General features: G+C 67.9%; 24 protein-coding genes and 2 riboswitches. Of the genes, 8 read left to right on the top strand and 16 right to left on the bottom strand.

The window, feature by feature from the left end; translation table 11 throughout:
• Positions 1 to 140: 140 nt before the first annotated feature.
• A complete protein-coding gene (locus ACO6VK_RS19375) occupies positions 141 to 890 on the bottom strand; it encodes an NYN domain-containing protein (protein ID WP_422510003.1) in 750 nt (249 codons plus the stop codon).
• Between the two features lie 163 nt (positions 891 to 1053).
• On the opposite strand from ACO6VK_RS19375, the gene ACO6VK_RS19380 reads away from it, so the two are divergent.
• A complete protein-coding gene (locus ACO6VK_RS19380; protein WP_422510005.1) occupies positions 1054 to 2343 on the top strand; it encodes an NAD(P)/FAD-dependent oxidoreductase in 1290 nt (429 codons plus the stop codon).
• A gap of 12 nt (positions 2344 to 2355) precedes the next feature.
• On the opposite strand, the gene ACO6VK_RS19385 is transcribed toward ACO6VK_RS19380, so the two are convergent.
• On the bottom strand, positions 2356 to 2913 hold the full coding sequence (locus ACO6VK_RS19385; RefSeq protein ID WP_422510007.1) for a hypothetical protein: 558 nt from the start codon (positions 2911 to 2913) through the stop codon (positions 2356 to 2358).
• Positions 2914 to 3091: 178 nt separating this feature from the next.
• Between ACO6VK_RS19385 and ACO6VK_RS19390 the strand changes: the two genes are divergently transcribed.
• On the top strand, positions 3092 to 4180 hold the full coding sequence (locus ACO6VK_RS19390) for a hypothetical protein (RefSeq protein ID WP_422510009.1): 1089 nt from the start codon (positions 3092 to 3094) through the stop codon (positions 4178 to 4180).
• Between the two features lie 3 nt (positions 4181 to 4183).
• Entirely contained in the window at positions 4184 to 5785 is a 1602-nt protein-coding gene (locus ACO6VK_RS19395; protein WP_422510011.1) for a hypothetical protein, read from the top strand.
• A 49-nt stretch (positions 5786 to 5834) separates the two neighbouring features.
• On the opposite strand, the gene ACO6VK_RS19400 is transcribed toward ACO6VK_RS19395, so the two are convergent.
• The 5 genes from ACO6VK_RS19400 to ACO6VK_RS19420 form a co-directional block, all read right to left on the bottom strand.
• A complete protein-coding gene (locus ACO6VK_RS19400; protein WP_422510013.1) occupies positions 5835 to 6305 on the bottom strand; it encodes a hypothetical protein in 471 nt (156 codons plus the stop codon).
• Positions 6302 to 6721, bottom strand: a complete 420-nt coding sequence (locus ACO6VK_RS19405) for a DUF2750 domain-containing protein (protein WP_422510015.1) — start codon at positions 6719 to 6721, stop codon at positions 6302 to 6304. Before ACO6VK_RS19405 ends, ACO6VK_RS19400 begins: the two co-directional genes overlap by 4 nt.
• Before the next feature lie 44 nt (positions 6722 to 6765).
• Complete coding sequence (locus ACO6VK_RS19410) at positions 6766 to 7089, bottom strand: DUF2004 domain-containing protein (RefSeq protein WP_422510017.1); 324 nt, start codon at positions 7087 to 7089, stop codon at positions 6766 to 6768.
• A gap of 29 nt (positions 7090 to 7118) precedes the next feature.
• Positions 7119 to 7466 carry a ribonuclease E inhibitor RraB gene (locus ACO6VK_RS19415; RefSeq protein WP_422510019.1) on the bottom strand — a complete coding sequence of 116 codons (348 nt, stop codon included), beginning with the start codon at positions 7464 to 7466 and terminating at the stop codon, positions 7119 to 7121.
• Between the two features lie 67 nt (positions 7467 to 7533).
• The gene (locus tag ACO6VK_RS19420) at positions 7534 to 7797 is read right to left on the bottom strand and encodes a GIY-YIG nuclease family protein (RefSeq protein ID WP_422510021.1); all 264 of its coding nucleotides are present in this window, start codon (positions 7795 to 7797) and stop codon (positions 7534 to 7536) included.
• A 44-nt stretch (positions 7798 to 7841) separates the two neighbouring features.
• Positions 7842 to 7924, top strand: a riboswitch (glycine riboswitch).
• Between the two features lie 20 nt (positions 7925 to 7944).
• Positions 7945 to 8035: riboswitch (glycine riboswitch) on the top strand.
• Between the two features lie 88 nt (positions 8036 to 8123).
• On the opposite strand from ACO6VK_RS19420, the gene ACO6VK_RS19425 reads away from it, so the two are divergent.
• The 4 genes from ACO6VK_RS19425 to ACO6VK_RS19440 all read left to right on the top strand — a co-directional run bounded on the left by ACO6VK_RS19425 (position 8124) and on the right by ACO6VK_RS19440 (position 16278).
• Positions 8124 to 8741, top strand: a complete 618-nt coding sequence (locus ACO6VK_RS19425; RefSeq protein WP_422510023.1) for a trimeric intracellular cation channel family protein — start codon at positions 8124 to 8126, stop codon at positions 8739 to 8741.
• A 204-nt stretch (positions 8742 to 8945) separates the two neighbouring features.
• Positions 8946 to 10112 (top strand): MdtA/MuxA family multidrug efflux RND transporter periplasmic adaptor subunit, encoded by a 1167-nt coding sequence (locus ACO6VK_RS19430; protein ID WP_422510025.1) that lies wholly within the window; start codon positions 8946 to 8948, stop codon positions 10110 to 10112.
• Positions 10109 to 13216 (top strand): MdtB/MuxB family multidrug efflux RND transporter permease subunit, encoded by a 3108-nt coding sequence (locus tag ACO6VK_RS19435; RefSeq protein ID WP_422510027.1) that lies wholly within the window; start codon positions 10109 to 10111, stop codon positions 13214 to 13216. Before ACO6VK_RS19430 ends, ACO6VK_RS19435 begins: the two co-directional genes overlap by 4 nt.
• Positions 13213 to 16278 (top strand): efflux RND transporter permease subunit, encoded by a 3066-nt coding sequence (locus tag ACO6VK_RS19440; RefSeq protein ID WP_422510029.1) that lies wholly within the window; start codon positions 13213 to 13215, stop codon positions 16276 to 16278. The genes ACO6VK_RS19435 and ACO6VK_RS19440 overlap by 4 nt, the downstream gene beginning before the upstream one ends.
• A 37-nt stretch (positions 16279 to 16315) precedes the next feature.
• On the opposite strand, the gene ACO6VK_RS19445 is transcribed toward ACO6VK_RS19440, so the two are convergent.
• The 7 genes from ACO6VK_RS19445 to ACO6VK_RS19475 all read right to left on the bottom strand — a co-directional run bounded on the left by ACO6VK_RS19445 (position 16316) and on the right by ACO6VK_RS19475 (position 22609).
• The gene (locus ACO6VK_RS19445) at positions 16316 to 16789 is read right to left on the bottom strand and encodes a hypothetical protein (protein ID WP_422510031.1); all 474 of its coding nucleotides are present in this window, start codon (positions 16787 to 16789) and stop codon (positions 16316 to 16318) included.
• Between the two features lie 128 nt (positions 16790 to 16917).
• A complete protein-coding gene (gene aroG, locus ACO6VK_RS19450) occupies positions 16918 to 17991 on the bottom strand; it encodes a 3-deoxy-7-phosphoheptulonate synthase AroG (RefSeq protein ID WP_422510033.1) in 1074 nt (357 codons plus the stop codon).
• Between the two features lie 310 nt (positions 17992 to 18301).
• Positions 18302 to 19228, bottom strand: a complete 927-nt coding sequence (locus tag ACO6VK_RS19455; protein WP_422510035.1) for a hypothetical protein — start codon at positions 19226 to 19228, stop codon at positions 18302 to 18304.
• Between the two features lie 80 nt (positions 19229 to 19308).
• Complete coding sequence (locus tag ACO6VK_RS19460; RefSeq protein WP_422510037.1) at positions 19309 to 20055, bottom strand: DNA alkylation repair protein; 747 nt, start codon at positions 20053 to 20055, stop codon at positions 19309 to 19311.
• A complete protein-coding gene (locus ACO6VK_RS19465) occupies positions 20052 to 20546 on the bottom strand; it encodes a MarR family winged helix-turn-helix transcriptional regulator (protein ID WP_422510039.1) in 495 nt (164 codons plus the stop codon). Before ACO6VK_RS19465 ends, ACO6VK_RS19460 begins: the two co-directional genes overlap by 4 nt.
• Before the next feature lie 30 nt (positions 20547 to 20576).
• A complete protein-coding gene (locus tag ACO6VK_RS19470) occupies positions 20577 to 21869 on the bottom strand; it encodes a sensor histidine kinase (RefSeq protein WP_422510060.1) in 1293 nt (430 codons plus the stop codon).
• 32 nt (positions 21870 to 21901) lie between these two features.
• Positions 21902 to 22609 (bottom strand): response regulator, encoded by a 708-nt coding sequence (locus ACO6VK_RS19475; protein ID WP_422510041.1) that lies wholly within the window; start codon positions 22607 to 22609, stop codon positions 21902 to 21904.
• Between the two features lie 103 nt (positions 22610 to 22712).
• Here ACO6VK_RS19475 and ACO6VK_RS19480 point away from each other — a divergent pair, with 103 nt between their 5' ends.
• Positions 22713 to 23666, top strand: a complete 954-nt coding sequence (locus ACO6VK_RS19480; RefSeq protein ID WP_422510043.1) for a retropepsin-like aspartic protease — start codon at positions 22713 to 22715, stop codon at positions 23664 to 23666.
• A 22-nt stretch (positions 23667 to 23688) separates the two neighbouring features.
• On the opposite strand, the gene ACO6VK_RS19485 is transcribed toward ACO6VK_RS19480, so the two are convergent.
• Positions 23689 to 24738, bottom strand: coding sequence for an LLM class oxidoreductase (locus ACO6VK_RS19485; RefSeq protein WP_422510045.1), 1050 nt, complete (start codon positions 24736 to 24738; stop codon positions 23689 to 23691).
• Between the two features lie 16 nt (positions 24739 to 24754).
• On the bottom strand, positions 24755 to 25408 hold the full coding sequence (locus ACO6VK_RS19490) for a glutathione S-transferase family protein (protein WP_422510047.1): 654 nt from the start codon (positions 25406 to 25408) through the stop codon (positions 24755 to 24757).
• Between the last annotated feature and the right edge of the window lie 5 nt (positions 25409 to 25413).

Genomic DNA, 25413 nt, shown 5'->3' on the forward strand with positions numbered 1-25413 from the left:
GAGCCGACCGTTGGTCGGCTCACGCGCGCAGCGCGGGTTTGTCGGTAGCCGGACGGAGAGCAGCCGACCAACGGTCGGCTCTACCGGTGCAACGCGGGTTTATCCGTTGCGGACGGAGAGCAGCCGACCAACGGTCGGCGCTACCTGGCGCTTTTCTTGGGCAGCGCGCGGACGTAGGTCGACTTGCCGTCCTTCTTCATTTCGAACAGGCCGGTGGCGGCCAGCAGCTCGCTGAGCTTGGCGTAGCCGTAGTTGCGCGAGTCGAACGAGGCCTGGTTGCCGATCTGGCTGCCGACCGGGCCCAGGTGCGACCAGCCATCCTCGGCTTCGGCCGAGGCCACCGCGCGGCGCAGCATCTGCACCAGCCGGGTATCGCTGCGCAGTTCCGGGCCGGTCTTGCGCGGCCGCGTTTCCTCGTTGTCCTGCTCCACTTCCGGGTCGGCAGCGTGGCCCTGGCCAAGCGCTTCCAGGTAGGTGAACTTCGAGCAGGCGTTGACGAACGGCTCCGGCGTTTTCTTCTCGCCGAAGCCATACACCTTCACCCCGTCGGTCAGCAGGCGCATCACCAGCGGGGTGAAATCCGCGTCGCTGGAGACGATGGCGAAGCCGTCGAGGTTGCGCGCGTACAGCATGTCCATCGCGTCGATCACCATCGCCATGTCCGAGGCATTCTTGCCACGGCTGTACGCGAACTGCTGGATGGGGCGGATCGCGTATTCGTGCAGCACCGATTCCCAGCCTTTCAACCGCGGGCTCTTCCAGTTGCCGTAGGCGCGGCGCACGTTGGCCACGCCATAGCGCGCCACCTCGGCCAGTACCACGTCGATCTTCGACGACGGCGCGTTGTCGGCATCGATCAACAGGGCGATGCGCTTTTCCGGTTCGGACATCTCGACCTCCAGTGCGGATGGACACGGGCCGCCGGCAAGCGCGACCGCTGCTGAACCCAGTATCGGCCATCCACGTGAACATCGCGCTTCACGTGCGACGATATGCCGCGTCGACAACGTACCCACGGTGCCGGATGGCCGGCCCCCGCCCAGGAGTGACTGCATGACCCGCGCCCCCCTGCCCCACCTGGTTGTCATCGGTGGCGGTTTCGCCGGCCTCTGGGCCACCCGCGCATTGGCCAGGGCGCACGTCCGCATCACCCTGGTGGACCGCCGCAACCACCACCTGTTCCAGCCACTGCTCTACCAGGTGGCCACCGCCGGTCTGTCGGCACCGGATATCGCCGCGCCGCTGCGGCATATCCTCGGCGACCAGCGCAATGTTGAAGTCCGGTTGGGCGAAGTCACCGCGATCGACAAGAACACCCGCAGCATCACCCTGGCCGACGGCAGCCAGCTCGGCTACGACATGCTGATGCTCTGCACCGGCGCCACCCACGCGTACTTCGGCCACGACGAATGGGCCGCCGATGCGCCGGGTCTGAAAACGCTGGACGATGCGATCGCGCTGCGCCGCAAGCTGCTGCTCGCGTTCGAGCGCGCCGAGGCCGAACCGGACCCGGCGCGCAAGGCCGCCTGGCTCAGTTTCGCGGTGGTCGGCGGCGGCCCCACCGGCGTCGAGCTGGCGGGCACGCTGGCCGAGATTGCCCGCCATACCCTGCGCAACGAGTTCCGTCATATCGATCCGGCCAGCGCCAAGGTCCGTCTGGTGGAGGCCGGCCCGCGCGTGCTGTCCAGCTTCCCCGAGGTGCTGTCGTTGAAGGCGCGCCGCCAGCTGGAGAAGCTGGGCGTGGAAGTCCTGACCGGCACGCCGGTGAGCCACATCGATGGCGAGGGCTTCCAGCTGGGCGACCGGTTCATTGCCGCCCGCACCGTGGTCTGGGCAGCCGGCGTGGCGGCATCGCCGCTGGCGCGCACGCTGGACGTGCCGCTGGACCGCGCCGGCCGCGTGCCGGTGCAGCCCGACCTCACGCTGGACGGCCACCCGGAGATCTTCGTGGCCGGCGATCTGGCTGCGATCAGCCAGGCCGACGGCAAGCCGGTGCCGGGCGTGGCCCCCGCCGCCAAGCAGATGGGCAAGCACGTCGCCGCCACCCTTCGCGCGCGGCTGGACGGCAAGCCCGCGCCGGGCCCGTTCGCGTACCAGGACTTCGGCAACCTGGCCACGATCGGGCGCATGGCCGCGATCGTGCACCTGGGCAAGCTGCAGCTGTCCGGCGTGCTGGCCTGGTGGTTCTGGCTCGCCGCGCACGTGTTCTTCCTGATCGGCTTCCGCAACCGCATCGTGGTGCTGCTCAACTGGGCGGTGGCGTACTGGAGCTACCAGCGCAGCGCGCGGATCATCTTCGGCGACGACCGCGACGACCGGCGGGGCCGTCCCCCGTCGCCCTGACCCCGCCGGCACTCAGCCCGGCGGCAGGCGGGCGACCACGATGCGTGGCTTGCGCAGGTGCCAGAGGCTGGCGGTGATGGCATCCGGTTCGGTCGCGGGCAGGCCTGCGCCAACCCGTTCACCGCGCCAGATCGCCAGGCTGTCAAACAGGCGCTGCAGCAGGAAGCCGCAGGCCCGGTGCCCGTCCGCATAGTGGTCGGTGTCGAATTCGTTGAAGCCACGCGTATCGACGGCCAGCAGTGCTTCAGCGTTGACACGCGCACTGCGCAGGGCGGTGTAGTTGCGGAAGAACGTCTCCACCTGGCGCCTGACGGTGTGCGCCCACAATGTCCGGTGCAGCGCGTGTTCGCCGCTGCCGAGCAGCGCCGCACTCAGCGGCAGCATGTACGGGACGCAGTTGCCGCAGGTCCAGTTGCCAAGGATCGCCTTTACCAACGTGGTGTAGTCCCGCTTCGCCAGCCAGTCGTCGCGGACCGTGTCGTAGGCATCCTGCAGGCGTTGCGCCTGGTCGTGCGCGTCGCCATCGCGCATCACCGCGCCCACTGCCTTGTAGAACTTCGCTGTCCCCACCCTTGGCCTCCCTGGCGCGTCACTATTGGGCAACCGCAAGCCAGAGCATTGCGACCGAGCGATGGTAGAGCGCGGCCAGCGGCGATGACAACCGACCGGACCGCGCTGCGGACCCGGATTCGACGACCGCCGGGAACGGCGGTAGAGTCGCGGCAGTTTCTTCAGGGGGAGAAGCCGCATGACGCATCACCGTCAGGCACGCGCCTGGCTGCTGGCCCTGTTGGCCCTGCTGGCCGGCTGCAGCGCGACCACCGGCATTGGCGTGAAGGATGTCCCGTACCCGACGGTGCGCAGCAGCTGGGCGCAGGCCGGCATCACCGATGCACGCCAGCCGTTCTCCGCCGTGTTCTGCCGGCACCTGCAGGCCACGCCCGCCACGGCAATGCAGGACTGTGCGCGGTGGTGGTGGCCGATCGAGGCCGGGGCCGCCCACGCCATCGACCTGCCCTCTCCCGATCCGCTGCCCGCCACGCGCGATCTGGTGATCATCCCCGGCATCTTCGGCGAGTGCGTGGCGCGCTGGGTAACCCCCTTCTCACAGGATCACGCGGCATTGGCCGCGCTGGGCTACCGGGTCACCGTGGCAGAGGTGGAAGGACATGCCTCCTCGGCGCGCAATGCCGACCACCTGCACACCCTGCTGGCCGCGCTGCCCGAGGACGCCCACGCCGTGATTATCGCCTACTCCAAGGGCGCCACCGACGTGATGCTGGCGGCCAGCCAGCCGCAGGCTGCTGCGTGGCGGCACAAGGTGTCGGCGCTGATCGCCGTGGCCGGCGCGGTGCAGGGGTCGCCGGCCGCCGATGACGGGCACACGCTCTATCGCGACCTGGCGCGGTTCGATCTGCCCACCTGCAAGCGCAGCGATGCCGGCGGCGTCCGCAGCCTGACGCATGCGGAGGCCATGCGCGTCGCCGACGCCTTCGCGGCGTCCCGTCCGCCGTTTCCCAGCTACAGCGTCGTCGCCGTTGCCGAACGTGGCAACGTCAACCCGCTGCTCGCCGGCGCGCATGCGTGGCTGTCGCTGATCGACGCGCGCAACGACGGGCAGGTGCTGCTGGAAGACGCCGTGATTCCCGGCAGTACGGTGCTGGGGGTGTTCCGTGCCGACCACTGGTCGATCGCGCTGCCGTTCGAGGACAGCCCCGCCCCGCTGATGCGCCCGTTCCGGGGCAACAACCACTTCCCCCGCGGCCCATTGGTTCGCGCATTGCTGGAGTTCACTGCGCCAGTGGCCGCTTCCCGTGTCACCACCAAGGAGGAGTAGTGCATGCGCAAGGTACTGGTTGCGGCCGCGTTGGCGGCGTGTTCGGCGTCGGCGTTGGGCGCGGAGGAAAGAGCACCGCCGACGCAGGTGTTTTTCCTGGCGGATCCGCAGATCCACAACGTGTACGGGGCCGCGCTGAAGCAGATGTTTCCGGTGTCCAACTGGGTGTCCGGCGTGGCGATCCGACCGCCGGAGGTGAATCTGTTGGCGCCGCTTACCCTGCGATACGCGTTGCAGCAAGGTCAGGCCCGCTTGCCCGCGAACAACCCGCTCGTGGTGGTACTTGGCGACGGTACCAACATTGCCTGCAGCGGGGAGGCCGATACGTTCGATGCGGAGTTCAAACGTGCCCCGCGCGAGATCATTCGGCTGATGGCGCATGGCAACCACGACAGCTATCTGATGGGAACCGTGAACTCCTACATTCCTACCGATGCCGCCGTCCGCAAACCCGTGTCAATGGAGACAGCTTCGTTGCCAGTCGACGAATCCTTCTGGCAGCCGAGCGACGCCCCCAAGGTTCAGGGGACCAGCATGCGAGACCGCAACTGGCTGGATGGCTGCTATCGGCCATCCGTTGCCGGCAGCGATCCCGGCACGCCGATGAACAAGGTGCGCTGGCTGGCTCGCTACGCGGAAGATCTCAAATTACATGGGTTGGAACAGACGTCGAATGGAAACACATCGGACGGCGGACTCGCGTTCAGCGGAGTCGGCCAACCGGGCACCACGCTTGGACGGATGAACTACCGGTTCGATGGTGTGTGGTACCGCCCCCAACCCGGCGGACGCGACGAGGCAATGGACTACATGCGCACATGGAAGTCCTTCATCGTCCAGGCGGTGGATCTGGATGAGCGACATACCCTGATCCTCATAGATACATCCGTTTGTGAGAAGGCCGAAGGCGGACCGGCATACATCAGCACCAATGCGGGACAGATTGGTTGCATTGGTGAGAGTCAGTTCATCACGATCCATTCGCTCATCCAGGGGATTTCGCGCAGCCGGAGCCTGATTGTTGCAGGTCACTTCCCACTGCATTCGCTGAAGAAAGAGGGCAGCAAGCTTTCGGCCCTGCTGGAAGCGGCCCGGCCAGAAGGTTGGACATACGTGTCCGGACACACTCACAACGCAATGACAGACACGACGTTTGGCAATGGACGTGACCGCAACATAGGTTCGACCACAGATTGGCCGATGGAAAGCCACATCCTCACCTTCCATCCGGACACCGCACAGATCATCGGCACGCAGTCCATCGTGCTGGGCGCGCCACCGAGAGTGATGAAGTACAAGAAGGGCCTTCAATGGCCAGGGACCTACTCTGAGCTCTGTCGCCATCTCGAGGTTGCCAAGGCGTTGGCGAAGGCAGATCCGCATCAATCGGATGCGCGGTGGACGTCGCCATCCACCAGCAGAAGAAAATGCCGGAAAGTCCAAGATGACTGGGCCGAAAGCGCTCGCGAACTGATCCGCCTGCAGGAGCTTGTATCCAAGCGCTTCGACGAAGAACCCGGATACCGGGACTTCATGCTCTCGGTTGCGGCTGGCGCCAGCCTGCACGAGCACAACTCATTCAGTCTCGGCAACTACATCCACTGAGCACCCCTGCAGCGCCCGGTGCCCACCGGGCGCTGTACCCGCCCCCCCTTCAGTCGTCGATGGCGTCGATCACCGCCGTGCCGTTGCGGAATCCCACGTTGAAGATCGCGCCCTGTTCCGATTCCAGGCTGAGGTCCCACGGATTGGCCGGATCGGCGTCCAGCGGCACGCCCACCGCGCACAGCCGCATCGACAACGGCCACGCACGGGGAAGCGGCTCCCCGAAGTACTGTGCATAGGCCGGCGCGATCACCGCCTGCACGTCGTCCAGGATCAATGCAGGATCGCCGACGATCCGGCGCAGGAACGCAACCTGCGCGGCGGTGGGCGGCGCGTTGCCGACGGTCTCAAAACTGGCCAGCACGCCGTCGTCGTCGTCGTTGTCCTGGATCCAGTGACCCGTGTTGCCCGCGCCCACGATCAGCTCCAGCCGGCCCAGTTCCGGGTGCTGGAGATACTCGCGGCGGCGGAACAGGCGCGCGAAGAACCCGCGTGGGGCGGCACCCGACGCGCCGCTCATTGCAGTCGCTCCTGCTCTGCTTCGATGTCCGCCTTCAGGTGCAGCGGGTCCACCGTGGCGCCACGGTCAGCGCCCGCCGGCAGCACACAGGCCAGCCGCCCGTCGGCGGCCATGCCCGGCAGCCAGCGCGTCAGGAACGCCTCCAGCGCGATCGGCGCGGGCGCGGTGTCGGCCCACGGTCCGGTGGCCGCCCGTTGCGCGAACGCCGCGAAGGGCCAGAACGGCAGCACCTCCTGGCCCGTATCGGTGGCCGCCGCCACCCAGCCGCCCGCGTTGCGCAGGCTCCAGATTTCCTCCCAATCGGCCACGCGCTTGACGAAATAGTCGTAGCGCACCGCCGCGTCGCGGCACAGCACGGCATCGATTTCCTTCGCGCCGATGCGGTATCCGCCGGCTCCTTCTTCCATCGTCGTCATGACGCTCACTGCTCCTTGTGTCGGATGTTCCAGGGCGGTCCTCGTCAACTTTCCATCGAAATGCTGTCGATCGCGCCCGCGTCGTCGAAATGGACCGACAGCACGTACTGGGTGACGTCGCCCGGCAGGGTGAAGTCGATGTACTCCCTTTCATCCTCACCCCATGCCGAGGCGAACTGGAGCAGGCCGATGATGCCGGCGGTATCCGGTTCGGTCTGGCCCAGGTACTGCCGCCAGTAGCTGGCCGGCAGTTCCTCGCGATGATGGCTGACGAACAGGTCGACCCCGTCCTCCGCGGCCTCGGTGCCGATGGCCTGCTTTATCGCGGCCAGGGCGTGCGCCTGCCGCTGCGTTGCGATGTCGCTCATGTGCGTTCCTTGCTGATGATGGCGTGCGGTCAGCTGGCCTGCGACATGCAGCCCCAGCCGTCGACCTTGCCGCTGTAGGACACCGCCTCGCTGACCAGCAGGCCTTCGAAGCCGGCGATGTTCTGGTAGGTCGGGATCATCAGCGGATGCACCACCACCTGCCACGGGAAGTCCTCGTCTTCTTCATGGGCGGAGAACGACACCTTCTGCTCGTTGCGCAGCAGGTGCACCGCAAACGCGATGGCGACGTCTTCGGTCGGGAAGATCAGCGCGAAGTCCACTTCGCGGGGAATGGTCAGGTCATCGCCGTCCTGCAGCATGTTCCACAGCACATCGCCGTTTTCGTCTTCCGGGTACAGCGCAACATCGCGGGTCATGGCAATCCAGGGTGGGTGGTCTGCAGGGATTGTCGGCCAGGATCGCGTGGCCGACCAGTGGGTCTGCTCAGGGCGACTGCAGCCACGCCAGCTTGCGTGCGCGCGGCTGGCGCTTGAGCGCCCATTCGGCCTTCGATGCCGCCGCGCGGTCGGGGTAGGCGCGCATGGCGAGCACCTTCACCGGCGGATTGGCGCGCGTGTAGCGGGCGCCCTTGCCGGCCAGGTGGGCCTGGAAGCGGGCCGCCACGTCGGTGCTGATGCCCGCGTAGAAGCTGCCGTTGCGGCATTCGAGCAGGTACAGGTACCAGCAGGCGGGCGGTTCAGCGGACATACCGGGATTATCCCCCGGACCGGCGCCGCTGGCTGCTAGAATCCGCCCCGGATGCAGGAGAGAGGCGCCGCGCTGGCGCCCGCCGAAGGCGCAGGCTCCCATAATCGCTCAGGCCGGTGGCTCGATACGCCACCAACCATGCATCCGACACGCCGATCTGGAGAGAGGTCTTCAATGACCCGCCGAAGGGGCACGTGGCCTGGCCACCGAACTCTCAGGCAAAAGGACAGCGGGAGCGGCAACGGTATCCCACCCTCACGACAGTGCACCGCGCTGGCGTGCGGCGTGCGTGGTGCCGTCCCCGCCTGTCGTGTCCGGAGCCCCCCATGCTGCTCTCCCTGATCTACCTCATCGCCATCTCCGCCGAAGCCATGACCGGCGCACTGTCTGCGGGACGGCGGCGCATGGACCTGTTCGGCGTGGTCATCATCGCCTGCGTCACCGCGCTCGGTGGCGGCTCGCTTCGCGACATCGTGCTGGGCCACTACCCGCTGGGCTGGGTGAAGCACCCGGAGTACCTGGGCTTCACCATCTGCGCGGCGCTGATCGCCACCTGGGTGGCGCGCTGGATGCACCACTTCCGCCGCACCTTCCTGGTGCTGGACGGGCTGGGCCTGATTGCGTTCACCCTGATCGGCTGTGCGGTGGCGCGCGAGGGCGGGCATACCGCACCGATCGTGCTGATCGCCGGCATGCTGACCGGTGCGTTCGGTGGCGTGCTGCGTGACGTGCTGTGCAACGAGGTGCCGCTGATCTTCCAGAAGGAACTGTATGCGGTGATCACCCTGCTCACCGGCGCGGCCTGGCTGGTGCTGATGGAGCTGGGCATGTCGCTCAACGCGGCCACGCTGTGGTGCCTGGGCGGCGGTTTCCTGTTCCGCCTGCTGGCGATCCACTTCAAATGGGAAATGCCCAAGTTCGTGTACCGCGACGAGGTGCATTGAGCCGTTGATGCACACATGACCAAGGTCATGTGAGCGCAGCTGCATCGCGCGTTACCATAGCGGCCCCGTCTTCGCGGACGGCATCCAGCCACGCTGCGGCATTCGATCCGCGGCCCCGCCAGACATCCCCACTTCGTCTCGCCTGCCCCCACGGGCCGGTACCTCATGGACGCGCCAACCGCTGGTGGGCGCGCAGGATGCCCCATGTCTGCCCCGCTGCCCCCGTCGTCACGTACCCGCCGTCTGTTCAAACCGCTGTTGCTGCTGGCCGTGCTGGCCGCCGGCGCGATCGCCTGGCGTGTGTTCGCGCCGGCACCGGCGGACAAGGCCGCCCCCGCCGCCGCGGCCACCCCGGTGCGCGTGGCCACGGTGGTGCGCGAGGACCTGGTGGTGCGGCTGAAGGCGCTTGGCACGGTAACCCCGCTGCACACCGTGAGCCTGCGCAGCCGCGTCGATGGTGAACTGCTGCGGCTGGCGTTCCGCGAGGGCCAGCACGTCAAGGCCGGCGACCTGATCGCCGAGATCGACCCGCGCCCCTACCAGGTGCAGTTGGCGCGTGCGCTGGGCACCCAGCAGCAGAACCTGGCCGAGTTGGACAACGCCCAGACCCAGCTCAAGCGCTACGTCGAACTGCAGAGCAAGCACTTCGTCTCCGCGCAGGAGCTGAGCGACCAGCAGAGCAAGGTCCGCCAGCTGCAGGGCCGGCGCCAGACCGACCAGGCCGCGGTGGACGAGGCGCGCCTGCAGCTGCAGTACACCCGCATCACCGCGCCGGTCGCCGGGCGCATGGGGCTGCGCAACGTGGACGTGGGCAACCTGGTGCGCAGCGGCGATACCGAGCCGCTGGCCACCATCACCCAGACCATGCCGATCAGCGTGCTGTTCACGGTGCCCGAGCCGGACCTGCCGGCAGTGGTCGCCGCCGTGCGCGCCACCCCGCAGCTCACCGTGGAAGCGTGGGACCGCGAAGAGCGCCATGCGCTCGGCGACGGCGTGCTGTCCAGCCTGGACAACCGCATCGACACCGCCACCGGCACGCTGAAGCTGCGCGCGCAGTTCGCCAACGCCGATGAAACCCTGTTCCCCAACCAGTTCGTCAACATCCGCCTGCAGGTCAGCAGCAGCGACGCGGTGGTGATCCCCAATGCCGCCGTGCAGTTCGGCAGCAAGGGCACCTATGTGTATGTGATCGCCGCCGATGACACCTCGCACCTGCGCAACGTGGTGCTCGGCCCGGCCGACGGCGAGCGCGTCTCGGTACGCGAAGGGCTCAAGGCCGGCGAACGGGTGGTGGTGGAAGGCATCGACGGATTGCGCGAAGGCGCCAAGGTGGAGGTGGTCGCACAGGATCCGGCACGGGCCGGCGCATGAACCTGTCGCGTCCCTTCATCGAGCGCCCGGTAGCCACCACGCTGCTGATGGTGGCGCTGCTGCTGTCCGGCATCATGGCCTACCGGCTGCTGCCGGTGGCCGCCCTGCCGCAGGTGGATTACCCGATCATCCAGGTGACCACGCTGTACCCGGGCGCAAGTCCGGGGGTGACCACCAGCGCGGTCACCGCCCCGCTGGAACGCCAGCTCGGGCAGATTCCCGGCCTGAAGCAGATGTCGTCCACCAGCTCCGGTGGCGCCTCGGTGATCACCCTGCAGTTCTCGCTGGAGGTGGTGCTGGGCGTGGCCGAGCAGGAAGTGCAGGCGGCCATCAATGCCGCCGACAGCTTCCTGCCCGATGACCTGCCGGTGCCGCCGGTGTACCGCAAGGTCAACCCGGCCGACACCCCGATCCTGACCCTGGCGGTGACCTCGCAGGGACTGTCGCTGCCGCAGGTGCACGACCTGGTCGATACGCGCATGGCGCAGCGGCTGTCGCAGCTGCCCGGAGTGGGCCTGGTCAGCCTCGCCGGTGGCCAGCGGCCGGCGGTGCGCATCCAGGCCAATCCGTCGGCACTGGCCGCCAACGGCCTGAGCATGGCGCACATCCGCCAGGCGATCGGCGCGGCCAACGTGAACCTGCCCAAGGGCAGCTTCGATGGCCCGACCCGCGCGATCATGCTCGATGCCAACGACCAGATGCGCTCGGTGGCCGAGTACCGCGCGCTGATCCTGGCCTACAAGGACGGCGCGCCGCTGCGTCTGGGCGATGTGGCGACCATCGAGGACGGCGCCGAGAACCGCCAGCTCGCCGCCTGGTCGGGCACCACCCCGGCGGTGCTGGTCAACATCCAGCGCCAGCCCGGCGCCAACGTGATCGCCGTGGTCGACCAGGTGCGCACGTTGCTGCCGCAGCTGCAGGCGTCGCTGCCCAAAGGCGTGGATGTGACGGTGCTGAGCGACCGCACCGAATCGATCCGCGCCTCGATCCGCGGCGTGCAGCACGAGCTGCTGATCGCCATCGCGCTGGTGGTGATGGTCACCTTCGTGTTCCTGCGCAACATCCCGGCCACGATCATCCCGTCCATCGCGGTGCCGCTGTCGCTGGTGGGCACGTTCGGGGTGATGCTGCTGGCCGGCTTCTCGCTCAACAACCTCACGTTGATGGCGCTGACCATCGCCACCGGGTTCGTGGTGGACGATGCGATCGTGATGCTGGAGAACATCGCCCGGCATCTGGAACGCGGCGAGACGCCCCTGCAGGCCGCGCTCAAGGGCGCGCGCCAGATCGGCTTCACCCTGATCTCGCTGACCCTGTCGCTGATCGCGGTGCTGATCCCGCTGCTGTTCATGGCCGACGTGGTGGGCAAGCTGTTCCATGAGTTCGCCATCACCCTGGCGGTGGCCATCGGCATCTCGCTGCTGGTCTCGCTGACCCTGACCCCGATGATGTGCGCGCGGCTGCTCAAGGCCGGCCACGCCACGCGCCGCGACAGCGACGGCCGCGAGTCGGCGCAGCAGGGCGACCCGTTCGACCGCGTGGTCGCCCTTTACGACCGCCAGCTGCGCTGGGTCCTGCAGCGCCAGCCGCTGATGCTGGCCGCCACTGTCGCCACCCTGCTGCTGACCGCGGTGCTGTACCTGTGGGTGCCCAAGGGCTTCTTCCCGGTGCAGGACGCCGGGCTGATCCAGGGCATCAGCGAAGCGCCGCAGTCGATCTCCTTCCAGGCGATGGCGCAGCGCCAGCAGGCGCTGTCGTCGGCACTGCTGGCCGACGAGGATGTGGCCAGCCTGTCCTCGTTCATAGGCGTGGACGGCAACAACGCCACGCTCAACAGCGGCAGGCTGCTGATCGAACTCAAACCGCATGCGCAGCGCGATGCCGATGCGCAGGCGATCATCGCGCGGCTGCAGGAGCGCGTGGCACATGTCCCCGGCATCCGCCTGTACCTGCAGCCGGTGCAGGAGCTGGGCATCGAAGACCGGATCAGCCGTACCCAGTACCAGTTCACCCTGACCAGCCCCGACAGCGATGCGCTGGCCACGTGGACGCCCCGCCTGCTTGCCCATCTGCAGCAGTCGCCCGCACTGGCCGACGTGGCCAGCGACCTGCAGGACCAGGGCCTGCAGGCGCACGTGTTGATCGACCGCGTGGCCGCCGCACGGCTGGGCATCAGCGTGGATGCGGTGGCCGATGCGCTGTACGACGCCTTCGGCCAGCGCCAGATCTCCACCATCTTCACCCAGGCCAACCAGTACCGCGTGGTGCTGGAAGCGCGGCAGGACGCCGCGTTCGGGCCCGACGCGATCGCGCGCCTGCATGTGACCGGCCCGGACGGGCGGCAGGTGCCGCTGGCCGGCATCGCCCGCATCGAGCAGCGCCCGGCGCACCTGCTGATCAACCACGTTGGCCAGTTCCCGGCGGTCACGGTCTCGTTCAACCTGGCCGACGGTGCGTCGCTGGGCGAAGCGGTGGCGGCAATCGAAGGCGCACGCGCGGCGATCAACCTGCCGACCGGCGTGGAGCTGCGCCTGCAGGGCGCCGCCGATGCGTTCCGCGCGTCGCTGTCGAGCACGCTGTGGCTGGTACTGGCCGCGGTGGTGGTGATGTACCTGGTGCTGGGCGTGCTCTACGAGAGCTTCATCCACCCCATTACCATCCTCTCCACCCTGCCCTCGGCCACGGTGGGCGCGCTGCTGGCGCTGCTGCTCAGCGGCCGCAGCCTGGACCTGATCGCGGTGATCGGCATCGTGCTTCTGATCGGGCTGGTGAAGAAAAACGCGATCATGATGATCGACTTCGCGCTGGAGGCTGAGCGCGAGTCGGGCATGCGCCCGCGCGAGGCCATCCACCAGGCGGCGCTGCTGCGCTTCCGCCCGATCCTGATGACCACCCTGGCCGCGCTGTTCGGCGCGGTTCCGCTGATGTTCGCCAGCGGCTCCGGTGCCGAGCTGCGCCAGCCGCTGGGCGTGGTGATGGTCGGTGGCCTGGTGGTGAGCCAGGTGCTCACCCTGTTCACCACCCCGGTGATCTACCTGTTCTTTGACCGCTTCCGCCGTCGCCCCGCCACCGCCGGCGACGCGGCTGTCGAGGCGCAGGCGTGACGCCGCTGTCGCGCGCGATCGGCTGGTTCGTGCAGCACCCCGTCGCCACCGTGCTGCTGTCGGTGGCGGTGGTACTGGCCGGCCTGCTCGGGCTGCGCCTGCTGCCGGTGGCGCCGCTGCCGCAGGTGGACTACCCGGCGATCAACGTCAGCGCCAGTCTGCCCGGGGCGAGCCCCGAGTCGATGGCTGCCAACGTGGCGACACCGCTGGAGCGCGCGCTCGGCACGATTCCGGGATTGACCGGGATCGACTCGGCCAGCACCCAGGGCTCGACCCAGGTGGAACTGAAGTTCGCGCTGGGCCGCAACGTGGACGATGCCGCACGCGATGTGCAGGCCGCGATCAACGCCGCCCGCGCGCAGTTGCCCAGCGGCATGCCGGGCATGCCGCAGTACCGCAAGGTGAATCCCTCGCAGGCGCCGATCCTGGCGCTCGCGTTGAGCTCGGACAGCCTTTCGCCGGGCCAGATCTACGACGTGGCCTCGACCGTGATCGCGCAGAAGCTGGCGCAGATTCCCGGCGTGGGCGAGGTGCAGGTGGGCGGCAGCTCGCTGCCGGCGGTACGGGTGTCGCTCGACCCCAACGCGCTGAACCAGTACCGCATCGCGCTGGACGATGTCGCCGCGGCGATCCGCAATGCCAATGCACTCAAACCGCTGGGTACGGTAGCCAGCCAGTCGCGGCAATGGCAGCTGGAGGCTACGCTGCAGCTGCGAACGGCCGCCGAGTACCGGGCGCTGGTGATCGCCATGCGCGACGGCCGGCCGGTCCATCTGGAGGACGTGGCGGCGGTCAGCGAAGGCGTCGAAGACCGCTATGCCAGCGGCTTCCACAACGCGCGCCCGGCGGTGCTGCTGATTGTCAGTCGCCAGCCGGACGCCAACATCATCGAAACCGTCGACGCGATCACCGCGCAGATGGACACCCTGCAGGCGCTGCTGCCGGCCAGCATCGACATGCAGGTGGTGATGGACCGCTCGCCGGTGATCCGCGCCACGCTGCGCGAAGCCGAGCTGACCCTGCTGCTGGCGATCGCGCTGGTGGTGCTGGTGGTGCTGGCCTTCCTCGGTCACTGGCGCGCGGCGCTGGTGCCGACGCTGGCGATCCCGGTGTCGCTGCTCGGCGCACTGGCGATCATCGCGCTGCTCGGTTTCTCGCTCAACACGCTGTCGCTGATGGCGTTGATCGTGGCGGCCGTGCTGGTGGTGGACGACGCCATCGTGGTGCTGGAGAACATCGCCCGCCATCGCGAGCTTGGCGCGTCGCCGCTGCAGGCCGCGTTGCGCGGTGCCGGCGAGGTCGGCGCCACACTGCTGTCGATGAACATCGCGCTGGCCGTGGTGTTCGTGTCGATCCTGTTCCTGGACGACTTCGTGGAAAAGCTGTTCCGCGAATTCTCGCTGACGCTGGTCGCGGCGATGGGCGTGTCGCTGCTGGTGTCGCTGAGCCTGACTCCGATGCTGTGCGCACGCCTGCTCGGGCAGGCGCGGCCCGGGCCCGGCAACGGGCTGCAGCGCGCGGGCACCGCCCTGTTCGAGCGCCTGCGCGCCACCTACGTGCGCAGCCTGCAGACGATGCTGCGCTGGCTCGCGGTGCCGCTGCTGCTGTTTGCAGGCGTGATCGCGCTGAACGTGTGGCTGTTCCAGCAGGTGCCCAAGGGCATCGTGCCCAAGCAGGACACGGCGCAGCTGCGCGGCTTCGCACGCGGTGACGACGGGCTGTCGTTCCAGGTGATGCAGCCCAAGATCGAGGCCTACCGCAGGATGCTGCTGGCCGATCCGGCCATCAGCGACATCATCGGGTACATCGGCGGGCGCAGCGGGGTCAACAACGCCTTCATCATGATCAAGATGAAGCCGCTGGCCGAGCGCAAAGTCTCCAGCCAGCAGGTGATCGACCGCCTGCGCGCCAACATGCCGAAGATTCCCGGCGGCGGGATGTTCCTGTGGGTGGACCAGGACATCAAGCTGGAAGGCAGCGGTGACAGCGGCCAGTACGAGTTCCAGCTGCTCTCCGGCGACCTGGCCGCACTGCGCCAGTGGACGCCCCGGGTCGGCGATGCGCTGCGCGCCCTGCCCGAGCTGGTGGACGTGGAGTCCAAGGGCGACGAGGGCATGCGCCAGGTGGTGCTGGACATCGACCGCGATGCGGCCGCGCGGCTGGGCGTGGACATGCGCATGATCGCCTCGGTGCTCAACAACGCCTTCAGCCAGCGCCAGGTGGCCACGCTGTACGACACCCTCAACCAGTACCGGGTGGTGATGGAGCTGGACCCGCGCTACACCCAGGACCCGTCCACGCTGGAGCAGATCCATGTGATCGGCAAGGACGGCCAGCGCCTGCCGCTGTCGTCCATTGCCCGCTGGGACTACGGCATGGCACCGGACCGGATCTACCACAGCCAGCAGTTCGCCTCGGTGTGGATCGAGTTCGCGCTGGCCCCCGGCGTCACCCTGGAGCAGGCGGTGAAGGCAGTGGACCGCGCGATGTCCGGGATCATGCTGCCCACCCACGTGCAGGCGCGGCTCAGTGGCGAAGCCGGCGGCTTCGAGAAGCTGCGCGAGCGCCAGCTGTGGCTGATCCTCGGTGCGATGCTGGCGGTGTACCTGGTGCTTGGCGTGCTGTACGAGAGCTTCGTGCAGCCCCTGGCGATCCTCTCCACCCTGCCCTCTGCCGGCGTCGGCGCGCTGCTGGCGCTGATGGCGTTCGGCAACGAGTTGAACCTGATCTCGCTGCTGGGATTGTTCCTGCTGGTCGGGGTGGTGATGAAGAACACCATCCTGATCATCGACTTCGCGCTGTCGGCCGAGCGCGAGCGCGGCCTGTCACCCTACGATGCGATCTGCGACGCCGCACGGCTGCGCTTCCGCCCGATCCTGATGACCAGCGTGGCCGCCCTGCTCGGCACCCTGCCGTTGATGCTGGCCACCGGCGAAGGCTGGGAGATGCGCCAGCCGCTGGGCATCGCAATCGTCGGCGGGCTGCTGGTGAGCCAGTGGTTGACGCTGTACACCACCCCGGCGATCTACCTGGCGTTGGCGAAGCTGCGGCGGGCAGGCTGAACGATCGGCGACAGGATCCGGACGTTCGGCATCGGCCTCATGGCTCCTGCCGCACCCTCACAAGCAGCGGCGTGCCATGCCCCTGCTGCATGGAATCACGGTCGGCGCGATAGATCCATTCATCCCAGTCATCAAAGAGCCGAAGATAGCCTTCCAGATCCGCGATACTCCCGCTCCCGTATCGGCATTGATCGTCTTCAGGCCAGTCCGCAACAAAGAACACGAACGTTTCGTGGCCCGCCGCATCGCCCGCGTGCATCAATGCTTTCAGTGTTTCGACAACGTGCCTGCGCACGTGCCCGAAGCGGGTCGCGCCGCCCTCCACCTCCACAGGAAGCCTGCCGACCCAGCACCAGTTGAATCGACCGGCAAGGCGCTGCAGACCAGGGCGGAGTTCCTCCCAGAATCGATCCACGCCATGTTCGATGGATGGAGCGCTGGTTTCGATGCGACCTGCGCATCCGCAGGCCTGATCGGAGGGATGCGCGAATGCGATGCCAACTTGATACATGCCAGGTGCCTTTGTGTCTGGTCGCAGCATGGCGTTCCGCAACGGCCGTCCCGCGTTTGGATTTACGTCAAAGATACCTGCCCAGGACGTAATCGGTGCGCCCGACGCGTGCCGAGCGCACCTTCGGCTCACGCCGCTTCGCTCACCCGCGCCGCACGCCGCGCGCGCACCGCCTGCGCCAGCGACTCGAGCACGGCCAGCGAGCTGTCCCAGCCGATGCAGCCGTCGGTGATGCTCTGCCCGTAGACCAGCGGTTGGCCTTCGACCAGATCCTGGCGGCCCGCCACGAGGTGGCTCTCGACCATGACCCCGACGATGCGCTCTTCGCCATTGGCCAGCTGCGCATTGATGTCGGCGATGACCTTGGGCTGGTTCTCCGGATTCTTGCTGCTGTTGGCATGGCTGGCATCGATCATGATGCGCGCGGCCAGGTGCGACTTGGCCAGGGTCTGGCTGGTCGCCTCAACGTGGGAGGCGTCGTAGTTGGGGGTCTTGCCGCCGCGCAGGATCACATGGCAATCCGGGTTGCCGGCGGTGGCGACGATGGCGGTGCCGCCTTCCTTGGTCACCGACAGGAAGTGATGCGGGTTGGAGGCCGCACCGATCGCATCGGCAGCGATCTTGATGTTGCCGTCGGTACCGTTCTTGAAGCCGACCGGGCACGACAGCCCCGACGCCAGCTCGCGGTGCACCTGGCTTTCGGTGGTGCGCGCACCGATCGCGCCCCAGGCCACCAGGTCGGCGATGTACTGCGGGGAGATCACGTCCAGGAACTCCACGCCGGCCGGCAGGCCCAGCTTGTTGATGTCGCGCAGCAGGCCACGCGCCACGCGCAGGCCTTTGTTGATATTGAAGCTGCCGTCCAGGTCGGGATCGTTGATCAGGCCTTTCCAGCCCACCGTGGTGCGCGGCTTCTCGAAGTACACGCGCATGACGATCTCCAGCTCGTCGGCGTAGGCATCGCGCAGCGGCTTGAGGCGCTGGGCGTACTCGATGGCGGCCACCGGATCGTGGATCGAGCATGGGCCGATCACCACGGCCAGGCGGTCGTCGCGGCCATGCAGGATCTCGTGCAGCGCGGCGCGCGAAGCGCTCACCGTATCGGACGCTTCATCGTCGCAGGGCAGCATCGCCAGCAGCTGCGCCGGCGGGGTCAACGGTTCGATCTTGCGGATGCGCAGGTCGTCGGTGTGGGGGGGCATGGGGGAACTCCTTGGAAGGTGGGGGTCCCCAGCGCGGCGGCAACAAAAAAGCCGCCAGGTGCGCTGGCGGCTTTCGGGAATGCGTCTGAAATTTTCTTCAGGGTGAGCGCATGCCTTCCTCCGCCGGTGGCTTCGGAAAGTAATACCAAAAGTAGGAATTGGCGGGGCGTGCGTTCATTGGGGAGTATTGATAACACAGCTTCTGTGCTGCGCAAAATGTTTCATTCGCAACCGGACAGGTGGCCGTTGGGTGGCGCGGGCCGCTCGCCAGCAACGTCATGAATACTGTACGAGCGCGCCGGATCGAAATTCAGAGGCCAGACCGGACGGGGTTGCCCCCTTCTGCGATCCTTTGTTGATATGTCTCGGCGGGGTACCAGTAGGCGTATGGCACCCCATCGTCCCCGGTTGCCTGACGCTGCTCCAGAAGTTCAGAATCCACCCAGTTGGGCAGGTAATCGCGATCTTCCCGATACTGGAAGCCTGTACAGCGGACCTCCCCGTCCACATCAATCTCGTTGTGGATGGTGGCGACGAACCGAGCCTCAAGATCTCCGTGGACCTTCACGTAGTGTCCCCCTTCAAGGACGGAGGTCACCTTGACGTTACCGCCAATCGTCAAACCGCCATCATTGAGCGAGCATGCGTATACGTGGTCGCATTCCACGTTATCGCGTACCACCACCCAGCCACCGCATATGAAGTTCCTGGCCTTGAGGCTTCCAAGGATAATGACGCCGGGCCACTCCTCTGGCCAGTTCAGGACCAATGTTCCCTCTACGTTGAGATCGCCGGTGACGATCAGGCAATGAACGTCGTGCTCGTTTTCCCAATCTCCCTTTAGAGTTGCGCCGCTCATGAGCTTGATCCTGCGCACTTCCTTCGTGGCCTCGCCCGGTGAAGATGCATCAAGCATTCGCTGCAGCAGCGCATCGACGAACTCTGCAGATTCTGCTCTTCCCGCGCTCTGCAGCGAGTGGGAGTACAAGGCGGACGTAGCTGCGTAGTCTTCCAGAAGCGCCGCGCTCAATGGTGAATCCGGTTCCCCGGTCTCTTCAAGGACGGTCACCGCATCCTGCTCGATGGCGCCACCGTGCCGGGCTACAACCGCTCGGGCTTCTTCGATGGAAATCGACCTGGCAGAAATTGCGTGACTGCTGTCGCTCGGAAACACTGGCATCGCCACCCCTAGCATCTGAAATGACCATGATGATGGAGGCCTCGTTGCGAGATCCATGCAACTTCTTGAAACATCGGGATCGTCTCAGCCCGCCATCATGCGTCGTGGCTGCCTGATGCTGATCGAGGCCTACAGCATCAGAGCGAGCGGATGGCGCGCTTGCAGATGTAGGCATTTGCGGGGTGATCGGCATGCGTTTGCTTCCAGCGGCTGCACAGCGCCCGCACCCACGCCGGTTGGCTCTTGCCGGCGTCGTTCAACCAGTTGCCCACCGAGTCCTGGACGTAGCGCGATTCATCGCAGCACAGTGCCTCCAACAGCGGCTGCGCGTGCTGCGGTTCCTGCTTGAACAGCGCGATGTGCGCGGCCCACACGCCACGCGGACGCAGCGCTTCGCAGGCGAAACGGCGCACGTTGGGCGAGGCATCGGCGGTCCAGCCGTGCACATGCGACAGCACCCGCAGCGGCTCGGCGGCGATATGCGGGCGCAGTGCCAGCCACGCCCACTCGCGTACGCCGAAATGCGGATCGTCGGCCAGCGCGCGCATCGCATCGAGCTTGTGCTCCAGCGTAAGGCGCGGGTCGCTGCCAATCAGATAGCAGGCCCAGCCACGCACGGTGTCGCTGGTATGGGTCTGCCAGTGCTGTGGATCACCGAGCGCATGTGCGCGCAGCAGGGTGGCCGCGCCCTGCATGCGCAGGGTGATGCCGCTGTTGGCCGCCTTGCGCATGCTGGCCACGGCCGAGGCCGGCAGCGATGGGGCGACCGCCGCAAGCAGGCGGGCGAAATCCAGCGCAAGGATCTCGGCCAGATGCGTGGCCTCGACCAGGCCTGCATCCAGCTGCGCACGGCGTTCGCGTGACAACGGTTGCTTCTTCGTCATGCGGCCTTCCCTGCATCGGTGCGTGCCCAGATGCGGCACAGCATGCCACTGAGCAGGCTGCGCTCCTGCGCGGTGAGGTCGGCGAACAGGGTGCGGATCCACTGCGTGTGCTGGTCGAACAGCTGCACCGCGAGCGCCTTGCCCGCCGCGGTGAGGCGCACGTTGACCCGGCGCCTGTCGTCCGGATCGGGGTGGCGCTCCAGCAGCGCGTCGCGCGCCAGGCCGTCGAGCAGACCGGTGATGGTCGCGCGGGTCACGCCGGCGCGCTCGGCGAGCTGGTGCGGCGACAGCGGCTGCTCGGCGCCCTGCAGCAGGAACAGCAGCACGAACCGGCCCTCGCTCAAGCCCAGCGGGGCAAGCCGGTTCGCGCAGTCCTGGTCGATCGCGCTGGACAGCGACAGCAGCTGGAAGCACTGGGCCAGGCCGTCCAGCTCGGCATGGCCGCGGCGCTGCAGTTCGCCCAGGAAAGCCTGGTGTTTGGGTTCCAGCATGGGGCACAGACAATGTAGTACGGCGGCTAACTATATCGGAAACCGCAGCCGAACGATCAACCCGCCGCCCGGCCGGTCCAACAGCTGCAGCTGGCCGCCGTGCTGGCGCACCGCGCCCTGCACCACGGCCAGGCCCAGGCCGGTGCCGCCGGTGCTCCGGTTGCGGGAGGTCTCATGCCGCTGGAACGGTTGCAGCACCCGCGCCCGTTCCGCCTCGGGAATGCCCGGGCCACGGTCGGCGACGTCCACACATACCGCCTGGACCGTGCGCTGCACGCGCAGTTCCACGGCGCCTGCATAGCGCGCGGCGTTGTCGATGAGGTTGTCCAGCGCACGCCGCAGCAGCAGCGCATCGCCATGCCAGGGCAGTTGCGCGGGCAGGTCCGCATCGATCTGCACCCCACGCAGGCGCGCCGATTGCACGCAGTCGTCCAGCAGCGCGCGCAGCTCCACGGGCTGCATCGATGCCGGCTCCAGTTCGCCGCGGGCGTAATCGAGCACCTGTTCGATCATGGCGTTCATGCGTTCGATGTCTGCCACCATCCGCGCGGCCTGCGCCGGCGGCGCCGATTCCGCGCGCAGGCGCAGGCCGGTCAATGGCGTACGCAGGTCGTGGGCCACGGCAGCAAGCATGCGCGTCATGTCCTGCGCCTGGTCGCGCAGTCGCGCACGGCCGGCGTTGATCGCGTTGGCCAGCATCTGCACGTCGCGCGGGCCGTCGTCGGGCAATGGTGTCGTTGCATGCAGGGTGACGGCAGCGCTGGCATCGGCCAGCCGCCGCAGCGGGCGCCCGATCCGGATCGCGGCCCAGGCGGCCAGCGGTGCCAGCAGCAGGGTCCCGGCGAGCAAGGCCAGCAGCACCTGCCGGCGCCACGCCGCCACGTCGCCCACGTCGCTGCCCAGCACCTGCCAGCGGCCATCCGCGCGTTGCACGCCGAGTTCGAACGCGGGCCATTGCAGCGCCGCCAGCAGCGCGCCCTGCGTCCGCATCAGGTCAGGGTCGGCGATCGCGCTCACCGATGCACCCCGCGCGAACACCTTGATATCCGGCGCCTTGTCGCCCTCCTTCCAGACCAGTCTGACGCGCTCGACCGGCTGGCCCAGCTGCTGGGCGGCCAGCTGCGTCAGCCAGGGACTGCTGTGCCCGCCGGGGGGCGCCTCGCGCAGGGTCATCCGCATCCCTTCCTGCGCCGGCGCCCGCTCACCACGCACTACCGCCACGGCACGATCCAGCCGCATCTGCGGGGGGGCGGGCCGTGGCATCCAACCGATCACCGCCAGACTGACCAGCGTCGCCAGCAGCAGGCTGCTCACCGCCAGCATCGCGATCCAGGCGGCCGTGGACCAGCGCCGGGTCACAGTGTCTCCACGCTGGCATCGAACCGGTAGCCCTCGCCCCGCAGCGTGTGGACCAGCGCCTCACCACCGGCGGCGGCCTGCGCCAGTTTGCGACGCAGCCGGCTGATGGCCAGATCCACGGCGCGGTCCACGCTGTCATGCGCGTCGCCGCGTGTGAGCTGCATCAACCGCTCGCGGTCGAGCACCCGGCCAGGACGCTCGGCCAGGGCCTGCAGCAGCGCGAACTCACCGCGGCTGAGCACCACTTCGGCACCATCGGGCGCCCACAGGCGGCGCTGCTCCGGCGCCAGCCGCCAGCCCGCGAACCGCAGTTCGACCACGGCCTGCCCGCGGAGTTTGTCCTGCCGGCGCAGCAGTGCGCGCACGCGCGCGATCAGCTCGCGCGGATCGAAGGGTTTGGCGAGGTAGTCGTCGGCCCCCATCTCCAGGCCGATGACACGGTCCGGCGTGGCCCCCATCGCCGACAACATCAGGATCGGAATCGCGCGGGCCTGCAGCCGCCGACAGACCGACAGGCCGTCCTCACCCGGCATCATCCAGTCCAGGATGATCGCGTCGGGCCGCTGGACCTGCAGCAGCTGGTCCAGCGCGCGCGCATCGGCGGCCACGCGCACGCGGAATCCGTGCCCTTCCAGGCAGTCGGCGAGCGCATCACGGATGCTGGTGTCATCGTCGACCACGATGATGTCGGCAGTTGCGTTCATGCAGGCAGTATCGGGCAGCTCTGTATCGGCACGGTATCAACGCGGACATTCCCGCGATACCGCGCTGCGGGTCAATGGCGCCTCCTTTCCCTGGCGCTTTCCCATGCATCCTGCCCTGCTCACGCTGCTTTCCGCCACTGTCGCCACCGTTGCCGCCCCGGCGGTCGCGGTGACATCAGGAACACCCGAACATGTCCTGCCGATGTGGATGCAGGCCATGCACCCTGCCGTCGCCGTCCGCCTGGACGGGCGCGCCGAGCCGCTGCGGTTCGTGGTGGACAGCGCCGCAGGCGCTACGCTGGTCGACAGCCGGATCGCCCACCGCTATGGCCTGGTCGACGCCGACAGCCCCACCACGGGGCAGATCCGCGGCGCCTCCGCCAGCACCGCCACGGCCAACCGCATGCGGCAGGCCGACTGGGCGATCGGCCCTGTGGCCCTGAAGATCGTGGGCATGCACTCGGACCTGTCGCGCCTGTCCGCGCCGGAAAAGGCGGTCACCGTTGACGGCATTCTCGGCAATGACCTCACGCGGCGCTGGGATACCCGCTGGGATTTTGCCGCGAAGGAACTGCAGTTGTGGACGGCCGGGCAGCTCGCCGGGGGGCCGCACTGCCAGGCCAATGCGATGCCGGAACGACGTCGGGGTCTGGAGGGCTTCGGCTTCATCACCACCCGCCTGGGCGACGCCGGCATCGAGGCGATTGCAGTGGTGGATACCGGGGCCGCGCAGACCGTGCTCAACGCCGCCGCGGCGCAGGCCCTGGGGCTGCGCACCGATGGCAGCGATCCGCGCGTGGTCCCGCGCGAGAAAGGCACCGAGGGGCTTGGCGGGCAGCCTCAGCCAAGCTGGCTGTACACCCTGCCCGCGCTGCGCAGTGGCGCATGGCAGCACCCGGCCTTCGAGGTACGGATCAGCGCGCTGCCGGTGTTCAAGGCGATCGGACTGGAGGATCGGCCGGCGTTGATCCTGGGTGCCGACGCGATGCTCGACAGCCAGGTGGACATCACCGCCGGTGCAGCGCGCATCTGCCTGCAGCGCCCCACCGCCGGCTGAGGGCGGCGATGGGGCCTGCGTGCTACCAGCGCACGGGCGCTGCGGGTGGCCCGTCATGCGAGGGGAACAGCGGCAGCACGTACTCGGCCAGCTCCTGCAGCACCTCTGCGGCGGGCCGCCGCGAGAACTGGATGCCGAGCGCGGCGTGGTTGACGCCGGCCCGTTGCCACTCGCCGAGCAGGTCGATCAGCCCGTTGCGGCCGGTCTTCAGCGTGTAGCCGCCGTTGACCGGCGTGCGCGGATGGTTCGGATCGTCGACCAGATCCAGCCACTCGTTGGTGACATGCGGTCGGAAGCCGCCATCGGGAATGAGGCGGCGCCACGCCCGGATCTTCTCCGCCAGACGCTGCGGCCCACCGGCATGATGGGTCGCATCGGGATAGGTGAGCCAGCCATCGGCGTGCTGCCCCACCCAGTCGAGCGACTGCCGGGAGGTGCCGGTCACCAGCAGCGGAATCGCCCCGGCCACCGGCTTGGGCAGCAGTTCCACGCCCTGCAGCGCACCCAGCGGCGAGTCGATGTGGAGTGGGCCGGACTGCATCAGCTGGCGTACGTAGGCGACCGACGCGGCGAAGCGCTCGCCGCGCGTGGCGTGATCCAGCCCATACGCGGGGAACTCGACCGGTCGATCCCCGGAGGCAATGCCCAGCACCAGGCGTCCGCCGGACAACTGGTCGAGGGTGGTCGCCGCCTTGGCCAGGTCGATCGGGTGCCGCAGCGTAAAGATCGCGCTGCCCGTGGCCAACGCCAGCCGCTCGGTACGCGCGGCAAGGAAGGCCAGATAGGTGAAGGGATCGAACACCTGCCCGGCGTCGCCGAACAGCGGATCGAACAGCGGCACATCACGCACCCAGGTCGCGGCGAAGCCATCGCGGTCGAGCTGGCGCACCAGGTCGGCCTGGCCGGCCAGCACCTGCATGTCCCCCTGGTAGAAGCGCAGCGGCAGGAAGACGCCCAAGGTGAGGGCCCCTTCGCGGAACATGCGGCGGTAGCCGGGGTGGCCGGCGAACGCAGGAGCGGAGGCACCGGTCAGGGGCGCCGGCATCGCGGCGATATCGGTCAACAGCGTCATCGTTGGAACTCCTGGATCAAGGACCGGTTGCCGGTTCGGGAAGCTGTACGCCACGCTGCACCGCCGGCCGCTGCGACATGCGGTCGTGCCACGCGCTCAGGTGGGGATAGGCACTGAAATCGATGTCGATGATCCGCGCGATGTGGGTCCAGCCGTAGCCGGCGATGTCGGCGATGGAGTACGTCTCGCCGGCCAGCCAGACATTGCCCGCAAGGCGTTGATCCAGCGTCGCGAAGAAAGCCGCGCTCAGGTCCCGGTAACGCGCGATGGCAGCGGGGTTGGGCTGCGCGTCGAACATCTCGAAGTGCACGCGCTGGCCAAGGATCGGCCCGACGCTGGCGGACTGGAACATCAGCCAGGTGATGGCTTCCCAGCGTGCCTGCTGCGCCTGTGGCAGCAGGCGTCCGCTGCGCTCGGCGAGATACAGCAGGATGGCGGCCGACTCGAACACAGTGATGCCGGCCGCCTCGTCGACCAGCACCGGGATGCGGCCGTGTGGATGCCGCTGCAGATGATCGGGATGGCGATGTTCGCCCGCGTCGACGCGTACGTGATGCAGCACATAGGGAATGCCAAGTTCCTCCAGCGCGATGGTGATCTTGAAGCCGTTGGGCGAACTGTCGGTGTACAGATGAAGCAACGTTGAGGACACACGGGTCTCCTGTGACATGGGAA

The organism is Stenotrophomonas sp. GZD-301 (genome assembly GCF_049310345.1).
Lineage (GTDB): Bacteria > Pseudomonadota > Gammaproteobacteria > Xanthomonadales > Xanthomonadaceae > Stenotrophomonas.

Coding starts and splice junctions, on each gene's coding strand:
- ACO6VK_RS19435 (WP_422510027.1), top strand. CDS start 10,109: ATGAACCTGTCGCGTCCCTTCATCGAGCGCCCGGTAGCCACCACGCTG.
- aroG (WP_422510033.1), bottom strand. CDS start 17,991: ATGCCCCCCCACACCGACGACCTGCGCATCCGCAAGATCGAACCGTTG.
- ACO6VK_RS19475 (WP_422510041.1), bottom strand. CDS start 22,609: ATGAACGCAACTGCCGACATCATCGTGGTCGACGATGACACCAGCATC.
- ACO6VK_RS19445 (WP_422510031.1), bottom strand. CDS start 16,789: ATGTATCAAGTTGGCATCGCATTCGCGCATCCCTCCGATCAGGCCTGC.
- ACO6VK_RS19470 (WP_422510060.1), bottom strand. CDS start 21,869: ATGCTGGCGGTGAGCAGCCTGCTGCTGGCGACGCTGGTCAGTCTGGCG.
- ACO6VK_RS19395 (WP_422510011.1), top strand. CDS start 4,184: ATGCGCAAGGTACTGGTTGCGGCCGCGTTGGCGGCGTGTTCGGCGTCG.
- ACO6VK_RS19380 (WP_422510005.1), top strand. CDS start 1,054: ATGACCCGCGCCCCCCTGCCCCACCTGGTTGTCATCGGTGGCGGTTTC.
- ACO6VK_RS19485 (WP_422510045.1), bottom strand. CDS start 24,738: ATGACGCTGTTGACCGATATCGCCGCGATGCCGGCGCCCCTGACCGGT.
- ACO6VK_RS19480 (WP_422510043.1), top strand. CDS start 22,713: ATGCATCCTGCCCTGCTCACGCTGCTTTCCGCCACTGTCGCCACCGTT.
- ACO6VK_RS19460 (WP_422510037.1), bottom strand. CDS start 20,055: ATGACGAAGAAGCAACCGTTGTCACGCGAACGCCGTGCGCAGCTGGAT.
- ACO6VK_RS19430 (WP_422510025.1), top strand. CDS start 8,946: ATGTCTGCCCCGCTGCCCCCGTCGTCACGTACCCGCCGTCTGTTCAAA.
- ACO6VK_RS19425 (WP_422510023.1), top strand. CDS start 8,124: ATGCTGCTCTCCCTGATCTACCTCATCGCCATCTCCGCCGAAGCCATG.
- ACO6VK_RS19375 (WP_422510003.1), bottom strand. CDS start 890: ATGTCCGAACCGGAAAAGCGCATCGCCCTGTTGATCGATGCCGACAAC.
- ACO6VK_RS19405 (WP_422510015.1), bottom strand. CDS start 6,721: ATGACGACGATGGAAGAAGGAGCCGGCGGATACCGCATCGGCGCGAAG.
- ACO6VK_RS19410 (WP_422510017.1), bottom strand. CDS start 7,089: ATGAGCGACATCGCAACGCAGCGGCAGGCGCACGCCCTGGCCGCGATA.
- ACO6VK_RS19490 (WP_422510047.1), bottom strand. CDS start 25,408: ATGTCACAGGAGACCCGTGTGTCCTCAACGTTGCTTCATCTGTACACC.
- ACO6VK_RS19455 (WP_422510035.1), bottom strand. CDS start 19,228: ATGGATCTCGCAACGAGGCCTCCATCATCATGGTCATTTCAGATGCTA.
- ACO6VK_RS19465 (WP_422510039.1), bottom strand. CDS start 20,546: ATGCTGGAACCCAAACACCAGGCTTTCCTGGGCGAACTGCAGCGCCGC.
- ACO6VK_RS19420 (WP_422510021.1), bottom strand. CDS start 7,797: ATGTCCGCTGAACCGCCCGCCTGCTGGTACCTGTACCTGCTCGAATGC.
- ACO6VK_RS19400 (WP_422510013.1), bottom strand. CDS start 6,305: ATGAGCGGCGCGTCGGGTGCCGCCCCACGCGGGTTCTTCGCGCGCCTG.
- ACO6VK_RS19390 (WP_422510009.1), top strand. CDS start 3,092: ATGACGCATCACCGTCAGGCACGCGCCTGGCTGCTGGCCCTGTTGGCC.
- ACO6VK_RS19415 (WP_422510019.1), bottom strand. CDS start 7,466: ATGACCCGCGATGTTGCGCTGTACCCGGAAGACGAAAACGGCGATGTG.